The organism is Pseudarthrobacter linnaei, from assembly GCF_055412825.1.
Genome location: NZ_JBVAYX010000002.1, coordinates 275,482 through 289,914, shown reverse-complemented (window position 1 = coordinate 289,914; position 14,433 = coordinate 275,482). Strand labels below are relative to the sequence as shown.

13 protein-coding genes are annotated in these 14,433 nt (G+C 68.4%); 10 read left to right on the top strand and 3 right to left on the bottom strand.

Going from position 1 to position 14,433, the window contains the following annotated elements:
* Position 1: 1 nt before the first annotated feature.
* The 10 genes from pdhA (at position 2) to ACZYZ3_RS03295 (ending at position 10,219) form a co-directional block, all read left to right on the top strand.
* Positions 2-1,252 (top strand): pyruvate dehydrogenase (acetyl-transferring) E1 component subunit alpha, encoded by a 1,251-nt coding sequence (gene pdhA, locus ACZYZ3_RS03340; protein WP_463962421.1) that lies wholly within the window; start codon positions 2-4, stop codon positions 1,250-1,252.
* Complete coding sequence (locus ACZYZ3_RS03335; RefSeq protein ID WP_463962420.1) at positions 1,249-2,373, top strand: alpha-ketoacid dehydrogenase subunit beta; 1,125 nt, start codon at positions 1,249-1,251, stop codon at positions 2,371-2,373. The genes pdhA and ACZYZ3_RS03335 overlap by 4 nt, the downstream gene beginning before the upstream one ends.
* 2 nt (positions 2,374-2,375) lie before the next feature.
* On the top strand, positions 2,376-3,821 hold the full coding sequence (locus ACZYZ3_RS03330) for a dihydrolipoamide acetyltransferase family protein (RefSeq protein WP_463962419.1): 1,446 nt from the start codon (positions 2,376-2,378) through the stop codon (positions 3,819-3,821).
* Between the two features lie 139 nt (positions 3,822-3,960).
* Positions 3,961-4,776, top strand: coding sequence for an MBL fold metallo-hydrolase (locus ACZYZ3_RS03325; RefSeq protein ID WP_463962418.1), 816 nt, complete (start codon positions 3,961-3,963; stop codon positions 4,774-4,776).
* 130 nt (positions 4,777-4,906) lie between these two features.
* Positions 4,907-6,319, top strand: a complete 1,413-nt coding sequence (locus ACZYZ3_RS03320; RefSeq protein ID WP_463962417.1) for a MinD/ParA family ATP-binding protein — start codon at positions 4,907-4,909, stop codon at positions 6,317-6,319.
* Positions 6,320-6,376: 57 nt separating this feature from the next.
* Positions 6,377-7,111, top strand: a complete 735-nt coding sequence (locus tag ACZYZ3_RS03315) for a GAF and ANTAR domain-containing protein (RefSeq protein WP_463962416.1) — start codon at positions 6,377-6,379, stop codon at positions 7,109-7,111.
* 84 nt (positions 7,112-7,195) lie between these two features.
* Complete coding sequence (locus ACZYZ3_RS03310; protein WP_463962415.1) at positions 7,196-8,410, top strand: MFS transporter; 1,215 nt, start codon at positions 7,196-7,198, stop codon at positions 8,408-8,410.
* A gap of 206 nt (positions 8,411-8,616) precedes the next feature.
* Complete coding sequence (locus tag ACZYZ3_RS03305) at positions 8,617-9,153, top strand: hypothetical protein (RefSeq protein ID WP_463962414.1); 537 nt, start codon at positions 8,617-8,619, stop codon at positions 9,151-9,153.
* A 17-nt stretch (positions 9,154-9,170) separates the two neighbouring features.
* Positions 9,171-9,707: an RES family NAD+ phosphorylase gene (locus ACZYZ3_RS03300; protein ID WP_463962413.1), complete on the top strand. Its 537-nt coding sequence runs from the start codon at positions 9,171-9,173 to the stop codon at positions 9,705-9,707.
* Positions 9,708-9,796: 89 nt separating this feature from the next.
* Positions 9,797-10,219, top strand: a complete 423-nt coding sequence (locus tag ACZYZ3_RS03295) for a DUF6855 family protein (protein ID WP_463962412.1) — start codon at positions 9,797-9,799, stop codon at positions 10,217-10,219.
* Between the two features lie 53 nt (positions 10,220-10,272).
* Here ACZYZ3_RS03295 and ACZYZ3_RS03290 read toward each other — a convergent pair whose 3' ends face one another.
* The 3 genes from ACZYZ3_RS03290 to ACZYZ3_RS03280 all read right to left on the bottom strand — a co-directional run bounded on the left by ACZYZ3_RS03290 (position 10,273) and on the right by ACZYZ3_RS03280 (position 14,372).
* A complete protein-coding gene (locus ACZYZ3_RS03290) occupies positions 10,273-11,496 on the bottom strand; it encodes an aminotransferase class I/II-fold pyridoxal phosphate-dependent enzyme (protein WP_463962411.1) in 1,224 nt (407 codons plus the stop codon).
* Positions 11,497-11,655: 159 nt separating this feature from the next.
* Positions 11,656-13,131, bottom strand: coding sequence for an amidase (locus ACZYZ3_RS03285; RefSeq protein WP_463962410.1), 1,476 nt, complete (start codon positions 13,129-13,131; stop codon positions 11,656-11,658).
* On the bottom strand, positions 13,128-14,372 hold the full coding sequence (locus ACZYZ3_RS03280) for an amidohydrolase (RefSeq protein WP_463962409.1): 1,245 nt from the start codon (positions 14,370-14,372) through the stop codon (positions 13,128-13,130). Before ACZYZ3_RS03280 ends, ACZYZ3_RS03285 begins: the two co-directional genes overlap by 4 nt.
* Positions 14,373-14,433: the final 61 nt, after the last annotated feature.

Here is a 14,433-nt window from a genome sequence, read left to right as displayed (position 1 = left end):
AATGACGATCTCCGCAGACCACACTGCGCAGCACCCGGCGCCCGGGGACCAGACGCCTGGCGTTGCAACACCGGGCCCTGCGCCGGAAGACGCCGCCACCGAGGCGGTGCGCAAGTTCGGCATCACCGTGGAGGACTATATGCTGCCTGCGCGGCACCAGATCCAGATGGTGGGCCCGGACGGCACCCTGAACCCGCACGCCGAACAGGGCGCCCAGCCCGGCCACGAATACTCCCTCCCCGGCGACGAGGAACTGCTGGCCGCCTACGAGCAGCTCGTCGTCGGACGCCGCGTCAACGACCAGAACTCTGCGCTGGTCCGGCAGGGCCGCATGGCCGTCTACCCGTCCAGCCACGGCCAGGAGGCCTGCCAGGTGGCCGCCGCCCTGTGCCTGTCCGAGGGCGACTGGATGTTCCCCACGTACCGCGACTCCGTGGCCGTAATGGCCCGCGGCGTGGATCCGGTCCAGACCATGACACTCTTCCGCGGTGACTGGCACGGCGGCTACGATCCGTCCAAGCACAAGGTCGGCATCCAGTGCACCCCTCTGACCACCCAGCTGCTGCACGGCGTCGGCGTGGCCCACGCCGCCAAGCTCCGCGGCGAGGACACCGTGGTCCTGGCCATGTGCGGTGACGGCGCCACCAGCGAGGGCGACTTCCACGAGGCGCTGAACTTCGCCGCAGTGTTCCACCTGCCCGTCGTGTTCTTCGTCCAGAACAACCAATACGCGATTTCCGTGCCGCTCGCGCACCAGTCCGTTGCACCATCGCTCGCCCACAAGGCCGTGGGCTACGGCATGGCCGGGGAGCGCGTGGACGGCAACGACGTCGTCGCGCTCCTCGCCGTGCTGGGCCGCGCCGTCAGGCTCGCCCGGGAAGGCTCCGGCCCGCTGCTGGTGGAGGCGCACACCTACCGCATGCAGGCCCACACCAACGCCGACGACGCCACCCGGTACCGCCAGGACAGCGAAGTCGCAGAATGGGTGGCCAAGGACCCGCTGAGCCGGATGAAGACCTACCTGACGGACCGCGGACTGCTCGACGACGACCACGCTGCCACGATCGCCGGGAAGGCCGAAACCGTGGCCACCCAGCTCCGCGACGGACTCAGCGAGGAAGTCCCGGTGGAACCGCAGGACCTCTTCAAATACGTCTTCTCCACGCCCACACCCCAGCTGAAGGAACAGTCCGCCATGCTCGCCGACGAACTCGCCCGCGACGCCGCATCGAAGACGGAGGCCGCGAAATGAGCCCCACCATCACCACCTCGTCCGAGGCGAACGGCAACGTCAGCGCCGCCACCGCCCGCGCCGCCGCCACCGCAGCGACTGCTGCTGAGCAGAAGGCAGCGGAGACCGGCCCGCAGTCCATCACCCTGGCCAAGGCGCTGAATACCGCCATGGCCGACGCCATGCACGCGGACCCCTCCGTTTTGGTCTTCGGCGAGGACGTCGGCATGCTGGGCGGGGTCTTCCGGATCACCGACGGGCTGACTAAGACCTTCGGTAAGGAGCGTTGCTTCGACACCCCGCTGGCCGAGTCCGGCATCGTCGGCATGGCCGTAGGCATGGCGATGAACGGCATGCGCCCGGTCATCGAGATGCAGTTCGACGCGTTCGCCTACCCGGCTTTCGAACAGATCGTCAGTCACGTCGCCAAGATGCACAACCGCACCAAGGGCGCCGTGAAACTGCCCATGGTCATTCGGGTGCCCTACGCCGGCGGGATCGGGGGCGTGGAGCACCACTGTGACTCCTCCGAGGCGTACTACGCCCACACCGCAGGGCTCAAGGTCTTCACCCCGGCCACCGTCGCCGACGGTTACCGGATGCTCCGCGAGGCCATCGACTCCGACGACCCTGTGATGTTCATGGAGCCCAAGAAGCTCTACTGGTCCAAGGACCAGGTGGACCTGGACGCACTGCGCGCCGAACATGCCGAGAACGCCGAGCGGGGGACCTCCTCCGAGGGCCGCGCCGCCGTCGCCCGCCCGGGCACGGACGCGACCCTGATCGCCTACGGGCCCTCGGTCCCGACGGCGCTCGCCGCAGCCGCCGCAGCGGCCGAAGAGGGGCGCTCGCTCGAGGTCATCGACGTCCGCTCCATCGTGCCATTCGACGACGAGACGGTCTGCGCCTCCGTGCGCAAGACCGGACGGGCTGTCGTTATCGCCGAGGCCCACGGCTTCGCCTCCGTAGCCTCCGAGATCGTTGCCCGGGTCCAGGAGCGCTGTTTCCACCACCTGGCCGCGCCGATCCGCCGCGTCACGGGCTTCGACGTCCCGTACCCGGCGCCGAAGCTTGAGCACTACTACCTGCCCGGCGTCGACCGCATCCTCGACGCCGTTGACGACCTCCAGTGGGAAGACTGACCATGACCGAACCGAAAGTATTCCTCCTCCCGGACCTCGGCGAGGGCCTCACCGAAGCCGAACTCGTGAACTGGCTCGTGGCCGTGGGCGACGAGATCAGCGTCGACCAGCCGATCGCCGAGGTAGAGACGGCCAAGTCCATGGTTGAGGTCCCCTCCCCGTACGCCGGCACCGTCGCCGTGCTGCACGGCGAGCCCGGCCAGACCCTCGACGTCGGAAAGCCGCTGATCTCCGTGACACCCGTCGGCTCGGCGGCGGCGCCTGCCGCTGCTGCGGTGTCCAAGCCTGCCGACACCGCCGACGTTGCCGCGGAGGTCTACCGCGAGGAAGAAAAGGCCGGGTCCGGAAACGTCCTGATCGGCTACGGAACTCCCGGCGGGCACGGGATTGCCCGCAGGAGTCGGCCCCGGAAATCCTCGTCCGGCACCGCAGTGGCCGAGCCGGCGGCCCAGGTGCCCGCGGCTGAGAAGGCAGCGGATGACCTGCTGCTGATGCGGACCCGGGTGCCCGGAAAGCTGGGGGCCGTTATTTCCCCGCTGGTCCGGCGGATGGCGCGCGAGCACGGGGTCGATCTGGGCGAGCTCCAGGGGTCCGGGGACAGCGGTCTCATCATGCGGCGTGACGTTGAGGCTCTCATCAAGCCCCCGGCGGTTGAACGTCCCGCGGCTGTGGAGATTCCGGCGGTAGCTCCGGTCGTGACCGTCGGCGACACCGACGCGCGCACGGGGCTGGGCATTTCCGGCCGGACTGCCGTCCGTGGCGTGCGGAAGGCTGTTGCGGCGAACATGAGCCGCAGCCGCTCCGAGATCCCCGAGGCCACGGTGTGGGTCGATGTCGACGCCACGGCCCTCGTGGAGATGCGTGCCGCGCTGAAGAAGGCTGACCCGCACCATACCCCGGGCCTGCTGGCATTCATCGCGCGCTTCGTCACCGCGGGGCTGAAGAAGTTCCCGGAGCTGAACACGCGGATCGTCACCACCGAGGACACCACCGGGGGAGCGTCCCAGGAGATCGTGGCGTTCGACGGGGTCAACCTCGGCTTCGCGGCCCAGACCGACCGCGGTCTGATGGTGCCGTCGGTGCGCAACGCCGACCAACTCAGCGCCCGTGAACTGGACGCGGAGATCCGGCGGCTTACCGGCGTCGTCCGCGACGGCAAGGCCAGCCCCGCGGAGCTGGGCAGCGGCACCTTCACTTTGAACAACTACGGTGTGTTCGGGGTGGATGGCTCCGCCGCGATCATTAACCACCCCGAGGTCGGGATCCTCGGCGTCGGGCGCATCATCGACAAGCCCTGGGTGGTCAACGGCGAACTTGCCGTCCGCAAAGTCACCGAGCTGACCCTCACGTTCGACCACCGCGTCTGCGACGGCGGAACCGCCGGCGGCTTCCTGCGCTATGTGGCCGACGCGATCGAGAACCCGGGTTCGGTGCTCGCGGACCTCTAAACCAGCCGCGGGCTGCGCTCGAGGAAGGGCCTAACTGGCGGTGCCGGCTTCCAGCTTGGGACCAGTTCCGGTGCGTACAATCGAGGGCAGAACATCGCACCAACGACGCCGGAAATATGCCGGAATACGGAGAATCATAATGTCACGATGGCTTGAGGTTGGCCCGGACAACTACGTCCTGACCACCCAAGGTTCCCTGCTCAACACCGGCTTGGTTGTCGGCTCCGAACGCGCCCTTGTGATCGACACCGGCGGCGGGCCGAGGCAGGGACGCGAGATTCTTGACGCCGTGCGGGAAAAGACGCAGTTGCCGCTGGTCGTCGTTAACACCCACGCCCACTACGACCACTTCTTTGGTAATGCGGTGTTCGCCGATGCTGGCGTCACCGAGTTCTGGGCGCATGAAAACTGTGCCGCCGAGATCGACGAGGCTGGCGACACTCAGCGCCGCGCCGTCGGGGCGGATGAGCCGGAAATGGCAGCAGCCGAGGGCAGCAACACCGAACTCGTCGTGCCAAATGCGATCGTGAAGGACCAGCCGGTCCTGGTGGATCTCGGCGGCCAGACCGTCACGCTCTTTTATCTGGGCCTTGGACACACCGACGGCGACCTCCTGGTCGGGACGGCGACCACCCTCTACGCCGGCGACTTGGTGGAGCAGGGCTCCCACCCGTCCTTCGAGGATTCCTACCCCGAAGAATGGGCAGATGTCCTCCGGCACGTCTCGGCACTCCGCCACCGCTACGAATTCCTGATCCCCGGGCACGGAGAACCGTGCAGTGACCAGTTCGTCAAGACCATGGCCAACACCATGACTACGGCCGTCCGGCAGGCCACCCAGGCGACAAGGGAGACCCCGGACGACGCCACCAAGGCCATCCCGATCCTTCCCTACGGGCCCGAGCAGTCCCGATGGTTCATTAAGCGCCTGCAGGAGACCCGGGCACACCACTGAGTCCGCGGCTTGAGGCTGCCGATGGCAAGGGTACTCACGGCAGCGCCTAGAATTGCGGTTGAACCAATACAACCGAGCACCGCAGCGGTCTGCGCTGTGAGTCCCAGGGGGGACCAATATGCCCGATCCGGTGGACAACAAGACAGCCAACGCTGCCGCTGAGGCAGATCAACCCGAACTCCGTCGCCGGCGCGAGCGCCGCCGCGGCGAGGACTCCGATTCCCGGACAGGAACCATGCCGATCACAAACTCCGACGCCGTCGACAACCCGGCGGCGCGTCCGCTGCGCCGTAGCTCTTGGGCCGAGGCCGCCGAAGCTGCCGACGAGCGCAATGCCGCCGCCGGGACTTTCCCCCTGATCCGGCAGGTCCCGGCCGCCCCCGAGCTGCCCGCCGCTCCGCCGGCGGTGGCTGCCTCGGACGCCGCCGTGTCAGCTGACGTTGACCGGCAGGCGTTCGAGGAGTTCGAGACGGAGTCGCCGGCCTTCGCAGCGGTCGTTCCTTCGTCCCGCCGTTCAGCTGTGCCGGCGGCGCCGGACAGTGCCCCCGCCGTGCCGGCCCTGCCGGGACGTGCCACTCGCTCCGCCAGCCGGGCCGCCGCCCTGACCGCCCCGGCTCCCGACTTCATCAGCTCGCCCGGGCTCTTTGTCCGCGAGCAGAAGCCCCGCCCCGTCGGCGGTGTCCGCGGCGCCCTCTACAGGATGACCGGCGGCGGGCTGAATCTCGGCCCAAGTCCCCGGCAGCGCGAGGAAGACGAACTCGCCCGGCGCATCTCCCGCCAGCTCCAGGGCAGCTACAACACCGCCGTCCTGAGCCTCAAGGGTGGAATCGGCAAGACCTCGACTACCGTCGGTGTCGGACTCACCCTGGCGGAGTACCGCGGCGACCCGCCATGCGCCATCGACGCGAACCCGGACTCCGGCGACCTCGTTGAGCGTGCCCTTGGCGAAGGCATCTACCAGCAGCAGAGCCCGCGCACCATCACGGACCTGCTCAAGAACATCGAATCCATCGATTCGCTCACCGCCCTGGCCCGGTACATGCACCACGCCGGCCGGCTTCACCTGATAGCCGGTGAACAGGACCCCGAGGTCTCGGACTCGCTGACCGCCGAGGAATACCTGCGCATCCGCAAGCTCATCTCCGGCTACTACTCCGTAGCCCTCACCGACTGCGGCACCGGGGTCACGCACAACGCCATGAGCGGCATCCTGCAGTCCGCGGACAACCTCATCATCGCGGCTGGCTATGCGGTCAGCGGCGCAAAGCGTGCCCGCAGCACCCTGCACTGGCTGGCCGGCCACGGCTACGAGGAACTGGCGCGCAACGCGATCGTCGTGATCACGGACAAGGACGAGGTCTCCTCGCGGGTGGACAAGGACGCGATCGAGGACCACCTGTCCGGTATCTGCCGCCAGCTGATCGCTGTGCCGCACGACCGCGGAGTGGCCGACGGCGATCTGGTCACCCTTGATGTGCTCCGCCCGGAAACCCGACGCGCCTACCGAGAGATCGCCGCCGCGATCGTGGACGGCTACGTTTAATGGCTGGTCCCCCGGGCTGAATTTGTGTCGGGCCGGGGACCGCCCTACATTTTAGGCATGACCAACAACGCCGGGGACGAAGCAGCCCTGCAACTGCAGGACCTCCTGATGGGAACCGAGAACGTCGAGGACTTCCTCGACCAGCTCGCGGGATTCTCGGCGGCAACGCTCAGCCACGCCGCCGGCGCCGAGATTGAATGCGGCGTGACGCTGCAGCGCCGGAAGAAGACCATGACCGTGGCGGGGAGCAGCCAGCGGGCGGTCACCCTGGACCGCATCGAGCAGGCCCTCGGTGAGGGCCCGTGCATCGAGGCGCTGCGGACCAAGTCCGTGGTCCTGCTGGCCGATGTAAGAACCGATCCGCGCTGGCCGGCCTATCAGGCGGAACTGGCGAGCCACGGGTGCTTCAGCACCCTGGGCGTGCCCCTGGAAATCGGCGATGGCGCCACCGCAGCCTTGAACTTCTTCGCCCCCGGTACCGGGATCTTCACCGAGAACATCATCACCGAGGCGGCAGGCTTCGCTGACCTCGCCGGCGGCTCCCTGCGCCTGGCCGTTCGGATCGGCACCGCGCAGTCCCGGGCGGAGGACCTCCAGGCCGCCATGGAACACCGCACCTCGATCGACCTGGCCTGCGGAGTGGTGATGGCCCAGAACCGCTGTACCCAGGAGGAAGCCATGGGAATCCTCACCCGGGTCTCCAGCAACCGGAACCAAAAACTTCGTGTCGTCGCAGCCGAGATCCTCAAGAACCTCACCGCCGGGGAAGTCCGCACCCACTTCGACGCCTGAGCACGCCGACGCCTCAACACTTCGTCGCCTACGCACTTCAACGCCTGGGCGCTTGGGGCTCGCCGTCGGCCTAGGATGAAGGGGATGAGCACCACACAGACCGCGCCGTTCAGCCTCCGCAGCATCGCCGTCCCCGCCTTCGGCCCGGCCCTGCTGTTCAGCATCGGCGAGGGCGCCATCCTGCCAGTGGTGGCACTGTCCGCCCGCGGCCTCGGCGCCTCGGTCGCCGTCGCCGCCCTGGTGGTCACCCTGATCGGTCTCGGCTCCTGGTTCTTCAACCTGCCTGCCTCGCTTATCACGCTGAAGTTCGGCGAACGCTGGGCAATCGTCGGTGCCGCGGCGGCCAGCGCCGTCGCGCTCGCCGCCGCGGCCCTGGCCCCGCTGCTGCCCGACGGGCTTTGGCTGCTCGCCGCGGCGATGCTCGTCGTCGGCATGGCCGCGAGCGTCTTCAGCCTGGCCCGGCAGAAGTACCTGACCGAGGCGGTCCCGGTGGTCCTCCGGGCGCGGGCGTTGTCCACACTCGGCGGCGTCAACCGGATCGGCATCTTCATCGGCCCCTTCATCGGCGCCGCCGTGATGCAGTCCGCCGGCATCACCGGCGCGTACTGGGTGGGCGTCGTCGCCATGGCGGCGGCCGCGGCCCTGTCGGTGACCATTCCGGACCTGGTGGCCAGGCCCGTACCGGACGGCGGCGTCCCCGTCCCGCAGGCGACGCTGCGCAGCGTCGCCGCCTCCCACGCCGGGGTGTTCCTGTCCGTGGGCGTGGGGGTGCTGCTGCTCAGTGCGCTGCGCGCGTCCCGGCAGGTGGTGATCCCGCTCTGGGCCGAACACCTGGGGATGGACGCGACGCAGGCCTCGCTGATCTACGGGCTCTCCGGCGCCATCGACATGCTGGTGTTCTATCCGGCCGGGAAGCTGATGGACCGCAAGGGCCGGCAGTGGGTGGCCATTCCCTCGACCCTGATCATGGGCACGGCCATGCTGCTGATCCCGCTCAGCACGGGCTTCGCGGGGCTGCTGCTCGCGGCGCTGCTGATCGGCTTCGGCAACGGCATCAGCTCGGGCCTGAACATGACGCTCGGCGCCGACTTCTCACCCGACAACGGCCGCGGCCAGTTCCTGGGCATCTGGCGGTTCATGGCCGACGCCGGCGCCACGGGTGGGCCGGTGCTGCTCTCAGGCGTGACGGCTGTGGTATCGCTCGGGGCCGGGGTGGCAGCCACCGGCGTGCTTGGCTTCGCGGCCGCTTCGGTGTTCGCCATCACCATCCCGCGGCTGAAGCACCGGCGCAACTACTGAGGGTTCCGGCGCACGCCTTGCTATTTACCTGACCACGTCGGCAGCGTCCCGGTCCACGCCGCCGATCAGGCCCGAGGTCTGGGCGTACTCAGCGCGTCGCCCACCGGCAAACACGGCCGGACGCCGTTCGGCGCTCCCCTCGGGGCGGGGATCAAAGAAGAGCCCAAGCACTATTCTCGGAGCTGCCCAACGGATAGTGTTGGGCTATGGAGGCGAAGCGGACAATCCCAGAGCAGACTGTCATCCTGAAAGGCCCCGGCCGTGCGTTTACTGTTAAGGTCCGTGACGGCGCCGGTCTAATTCCTAAGGATCTGACCCAAGTGCAGAAGCGCCGGCCGGCACGTTCGAAGGCCCATACAAAAGCGCCGGCAGAGACAAGCACCATCAGCTTGAGCGGCTTTAAAAAGAACGCTCCTGACTACGGACCGGGCGCCATGACGCAGCGCCTCGTCAATGCCCTCGGGAACAACACAGTCGCCGCACTCTTGGGCGTCAACAAGGATCGCCCTAGCCGGTGGGCGTCCGGCAAAGACGCACCGAACGAAGAGAACCGTGCCCTACTGGCCGACCTCGACTCTCTGGTGGGCCATCTCCACAGTGCATTCACCCCGGCTCAGGCCATCCTCTGGATGGAGGGGCACAACGCCCATCTCGATGCCCGGCCGATAGACGTCTACCGGCTCGAAGGTGCAGCACCCGTGATCGAGGCGATCCGCGCCCACGAGCAGGGGGCTTTCGCCTAGTGGAATTCTGGCGCGTAGTGAACTATCTTCCGGCCGCCACTGAACCCGCCTCGAACGGGCATCCGCTCTACATCTGGCCCAGGCAGGGATCCGGGCGCGTCGATGACCCCGACCGGGACTATCTGGTGCTCTATGTCGGCGATTCACCGGAGGGTGCCGTTGCCGAAGCTCTCGGCGACTTCGCAGTCTGGAGGCCTGAAGTGCTGGATCCGCCGCCGGGGGCCCCGGCAGGGACGGTAAAAGCCCTTGTGAAGTACACCGGGGACCCGGCCATCCTGGACCTTGATGACCCTCAGGTGCTGCAGGACTGGTCGCTGCGTCCCAGCAGTGTTGTCTCCAAGGACCGTGGGTCCACACAGCAGTGGGCGCGGTCCATGTACGAGACGGGCGACTACGCCGGGCTGTCCTGGTGGTCCTTCTACGAGCCGCGCTGGGCAAGCTATGGACTGTGGGACATCGCGGGACTCAGTGTGGCCGGCGCTCCGGAAACGCTGACCCTCAATCACCCTGCAGTGCAGGATGCGGCGGCCCTGATCCGGAGGATAAACAGCTGACCCGGCCTAGTGCACACTTTTCCGCACGTCTCCCCGAGTCGGTAACTATGCTGTGTACGACCGAACCACGAGTGTGAGGAAGGCCCGACATGGCGCAAGGTACGAAGGAAGACCCCTGGCAGCTGCTGACTGCTCCCGGTACATCGGAGTACAGCATGTACCGCGACGAGGGCGCCGATCCTCCCGCTCTGGTGTGCCAGATCGGATCCACCACGCTTAAGTACCACCTGCGCGCCGTCGAGGACCTGCATCACTGGCTCACGGCACAGGGCGGCTGGGTTCCGCTGGGCGCCGCGGACGAGAAGAAGCCCGCGGCCGACGGAACCGTGGAAGCCTGGGGGAGGGACGCCTCGAACCCGGTCCACGGCTGGTACGGGCTCCGCAACGGCTACCGGGGCAGGTTCGGCATGTACCTGCCGCCACTGCTGGAGGCGCTGGGCCTGGCCGAACTCACCCACGAGAAGCGGAACAACAGCATCCGCGCGATCAGCCCCGACGGGGCCACGACGTAGGGAAAGCGCGCCGCCGTCGCGCACCAAGCCCAACGGGCGGACGACGGCGCGTGTCAGTGCTGCGGCAGTGCCCCGCCCGAGTCCTGGATCGCCGCGGCGAAGACCGGCAGGGCGCGCTGGATCATGTCCTCCGAGGCGGTGAGCGAGATCCGGAAATAGCCCGGGGTCTCGAACAGGGTGCCCGGCAGCACGAACACGTCCTGGTCCGCGAGGGCGGCGGTGAACTGCTCGTCGTCGTCGGCGGGGGTGCGGACGAACAGGTAGAACGCCCCCTCCGGCCGCGTGACCTGGTAGCCCATGCCGGTCAGCGCCTCCACCATCAGGTCGCGTTTGCGCTCCAGTTGCCCGACGTCGATCGAGAACTCCTCCAGCCGCGGCAGCGCATACTGCAGCAGCGCGTTGGGGTAGATCCAGCCCAGCGCCATCTGCAGGGCAATGATCGCCTCCCGCAGCGGGCCGCGGTCCGGCATGGTCGGCGGCAGCGCCAGGTAGCCGATCCGCTGCCCGGGCGCCAGATGGGTCTTGCCGTACGAATAGGCCAGGAGCGTATACGGATAGTGTTCGGCGGGGCTGTGGAACCGGGCGCCGTCGTAGACGATCCGGTTGTACGGTTCGTCCGAGAGCAGGTAGACCCGCCGCCCGTTGCTGCGCGAGGCGCCCTCGAGCATGGCCGCCAGGTCCTTCAGCAGCGCGGGCGGGTAGATCCGGCCGGTCGGGTTGTTGGGCGTGTTGACGATCACCACCCTGGTCCGCGGGGTGATGGCCGCACCCAGTGCCGCCAGATCGACGTCGAACGTCCCGGGCTCGCAGCGGATCTTGACCGGCACCAGTCCGGCCTCGAGCACCAGCGGCTCGTAGAAAAACCAGGGCGGCAGGGTGAAGATGACCTCGTCGCCGGGGTCGGCCACGGCCTTCAGCCCTAGCGGAATCGCGGTGAAACCGCCCGTGGTGAGGTGGATGTCCGCCGGCTCGAACGGCATCCCCAGCAGCCGCTGCAGGGACGCCGCCGCCGCGGCCTGTGCCTCCAGCTCGTTGGTCTTGTAGGCGAACCAGCGCTCGTTCCGGGGCGTCAGCGCGTCCGCCAGGGCCTCGACGTAGGCGGCCTGCGGCATCTGGTGCGGGTTGCCCAGGGCCAGGTCGCAGACGCCCAGCAGGTGCTGGCGGCGGGCGTAGACGGAGTCGCGGAGAAAGGTATTGATCCGCTGCTGCGACGGGACGGACGCGAGGGTGGCGGCGCGCCGTGAAACGTTCGGTGAAGCCGGAGAAGCAGTGCTCATGACACTCCCTCGAGAGGTGGCCGCGTGATCCGCCGATGGCCCAGCGCGCCGCCGGGCCAGTGGCCGTGCGGGACTAATTCTGGCCCCCGGCGGGCCCGATGTAAACGGTTTCGGGCACCGGGCGGGGAGTTTCCGCAGTGTCAGCGCCCCGGCCGCCCGTCACCCCACGGCTGGCTCCCGCTTAGCGTGGCCAGTGGCCTGTTCGTAGCCGTAGGCGACCTGGAGCAGCTCGAAATCCTGCCCGTGGTTCATGGCCAGCTGTAGCCCCACCGGCAGGCCGCCGTCGCTGAACCCGGCCGGGACCGAGATGGCAGGGATGCCGGTCGCGGAGATCAGGCAGGCGGAGCGCATCCAGTCCAGGTATGTCTCGAACTCGACGCCGTTGATGGACATCGGGTACCGCAGGGACGCCTCGAAGGGCAATAACTGCGCGGTGGGGCTGGCGAACACGTCGTACCGGCTGAAGAAGCGCCGCACGCTGGTGTCCAGCCGGGTCCGGGCGAGGGCGGCAGAGACCAGGTCCTGCCCGCTGAGGGCCCGCCCCCGGTCCACGTTCCAGCGCACCTCGGGCTTGACCACGTCCAAGTGCCTGCCCACCAACTCACCCATGCCCAGGGCAAAATCGAACGCCCGGGTGGTGCCGAACACTTCATCCGCGTCCCGCAGGTCCGGCGCGGATTCCTCAACGGTGGCGCCGAGCTCCTCGAAGATCCGCAGCTGGCTTTCCAGGACGCGCAGTACCTCCTTCTCCACCGGCACGCCCAGGCCGAAGTCCGGCGACCAGCCAATCCGCAGGCCGGTCAGGTCCCGCCGCAGCGGCTCGGCGAATCGCCCGGCCGCCACCGGCGCGACGAATGGCACGGCGGGGTCCGGCCCGGCCACGGCCACCATGGCCAAGGCAATGTCTTCCACGTCGCGGGCCATGGGACCGGTCCGGGCGAGCCAGGCCCACGCGTTGCGGGTCGGCGCCACCGGGATCACGCCCAAAGACGGCCGAAACCCCACGACATTGCAGAACGATGCCGGGATGCGCAGCGAGCCGCCCATGTCGCTGCCGTCGCTAAGCGGCTGGACGCGGGCCGCGATGGCGGCGGCCGCGCCGCCGCTGCTGCCGCCAGCGCTTTTAGCCGTGTCATAGGGGTTGACGGTGGTGCCGAAGACATCGTTGAAGGTGTGCGAGCCCGCCGCGAACTCCGGCACGTTGGTCTTGCCGGAGGTGACCACCCCGGCCGCCTTGAACCTGGCGATGATGAGGTCATCAAAGTCCGGCACGAAATCCCTGAAGATCACCGAGCCCTGCGTGGTCCGCAGCCCCCTGGTGTTGTTGGTGTCCTTGTGCGTCATGGGCAGGCCATGGAGCGGCGGGAGCTCCGCCCCGGAGACGGTGAGCGCGTCGGCGGCAGTCGCCCGCGCCGCAGCGCCCTCACGGTCCTCGGTCACCACCGCGTTGAGCGCTCCGTTCACGGCGTCGATCCGCGCGAAGTGCGCATGGAGGGCCTCTCGTGCGGAGATGTCCCGACGCCGGATGGCGGCGGTCAGCTCCTTGGCGGACAGCGCGCTGATGCCGTCGGCCGCCGCGGAAGCTGCCTGGCGTGCGGCCGGGGTGGCCCCGGACCGGGCCGCCGGGTCGGTCATAGCGCGGCCCCGGACCGGCCCACCCGGGAGAGCAGGGAGGTCAAGGCGGCGCGGAGGCCCGTGCTCAGGGTTGGCTCGACGTCCGGCGCGAAGTACGGGGAATGGTTCCCGGGAAGGGGAGTCTCGGCGTCGAGCCTTTCCTGCGTGTAGGCACCGAACATCCAGTACACGGACGGCACCTCCAGCACCTCGGCCAGGAGCCCGAAGTCCTCGCTGCCCATCACCGGCGGGACCACGTTCACGCAGTCCTCGCCGAGGGCCGCCTGGAACTCGCAGATCAGGGCGTCGGCGGAGGCGGGGTCGTTGTAGCACTGCGGGAAGCTGGAGATTTCCTCGATCGCGGGGGCCGGGGCGCCGGAGGCGTCCGCTTCGGCGTGCAGGATGCGCCGCAGGGAGTCGAGCACCCGGGTGCGGACGTCGACGTCGAACGTCCGGACGTTGATGGAGAACTCGGCCGTGGCCGGGATGATGTTTTCCTTCAGCCCGGCGTGGAAGGTGCCCACGGTCACCACGGCGGACTTCATCGGGTGGACCTCGCGGGAGACGACTGTCTGCAGCCGCACCACCATGTGGGCGCCGAGGACGATCGGGTCGATGGATTGTTCCGGCTGGGAACCGTGCGCCTGGCGGCCGTGGACGGTGACCTTCCAGGAGTCGGCCATGGCCATGGCCGTGCCGCTGCTGATGTTGACTGTCCCGGATAGGCCCGGCCAGACATGCTGCCCGTAGATGATTTCCGGCTTCGGGGCCTTGTCCCAGAGTCCGTCCGCGATCATGGCTTTGGCTCCGGCGCCGGTTTCCTCGCCGGGCTGGAAGATGAAGACCACGGTTCCGGACCACGCGTCCAGGTTTTCGCTCAGCAGTTGCACGGCCGTCAGGGCGACGGTCATGTGGGTGTCGTGCCCGCAGCCGTGCATCACAGGGACAGGCGTGCCGTCCGCGAGCGTGCCGGTGGCGGTGCTGGCGAACTCCAGGCCGGTCTCTTCCTTCATCGGCAGGCCGTCGGTGTCCGCCCGGTAGCCCACCACGGGTCCGGTCCCGTTGCGCAGGATCCCGACGACGCCGGTGCCGCCGCACACGAACGTTTCCAGGCCCAGGGCGTCGAGCTTCTGCTGGATGAACGCCGCCGTGTTGGTCTCCTGCATGGAGAGTTCGGGGTTGGCGTGGAGGTGGCGGTAAAGCTCGTGCATTTCGGCCTGGCGGGTGTCGCTGAGTTCAAACAAAGCAGTGCTGGTGGTCATGGGGTTCCTTCCGGAGGAGTTGGGAGTTGGGAGTTCGGTTCGGGCGCTCACTCGGCTTAGC

What these genes read in the sequence shown, in the direction of transcription:
- ACZYZ3_RS03335 (WP_463962420.1), top strand. Translation starts at nt 1,249, where the DNA reads ATGAGCCCCACCATCACCACCTCGTCCGAGGCGAACGGCAACGTCAGC.
- ACZYZ3_RS03325 (WP_463962418.1), top strand. Translation starts at nt 3,961, where the DNA reads ATGTCACGATGGCTTGAGGTTGGCCCGGACAACTACGTCCTGACCACC.
- ACZYZ3_RS03290 (WP_463962411.1), bottom strand. Translation starts at nt 11,496, where the DNA reads ATGAGCACTGCTTCTCCGGCTTCACCGAACGTTTCACGGCGCGCCGCC.
- ACZYZ3_RS03310 (WP_463962415.1), top strand. Translation starts at nt 7,196, where the DNA reads ATGAGCACCACACAGACCGCGCCGTTCAGCCTCCGCAGCATCGCCGTC.
- pdhA (WP_463962421.1), top strand. Translation starts at nt 2, where the DNA reads ATGACGATCTCCGCAGACCACACTGCGCAGCACCCGGCGCCCGGGGAC.
- ACZYZ3_RS03280 (WP_463962409.1), bottom strand. Translation starts at nt 14,372, where the DNA reads ATGACCACCAGCACTGCTTTGTTTGAACTCAGCGACACCCGCCAGGCC.
- ACZYZ3_RS03295 (WP_463962412.1), top strand. Translation starts at nt 9,797, where the DNA reads ATGGCGCAAGGTACGAAGGAAGACCCCTGGCAGCTGCTGACTGCTCCC.
- ACZYZ3_RS03315 (WP_463962416.1), top strand. Translation starts at nt 6,377, where the DNA reads ATGACCAACAACGCCGGGGACGAAGCAGCCCTGCAACTGCAGGACCTC.
- ACZYZ3_RS03285 (WP_463962410.1), bottom strand. Translation starts at nt 13,131, where the DNA reads ATGACCGACCCGGCGGCCCGGTCCGGGGCCACCCCGGCCGCACGCCAG.
- ACZYZ3_RS03305 (WP_463962414.1), top strand. Translation starts at nt 8,617, where the DNA reads ATGGAGGCGAAGCGGACAATCCCAGAGCAGACTGTCATCCTGAAAGGC.
- ACZYZ3_RS03330 (WP_463962419.1), top strand. Translation starts at nt 2,376, where the DNA reads ATGACCGAACCGAAAGTATTCCTCCTCCCGGACCTCGGCGAGGGCCTC.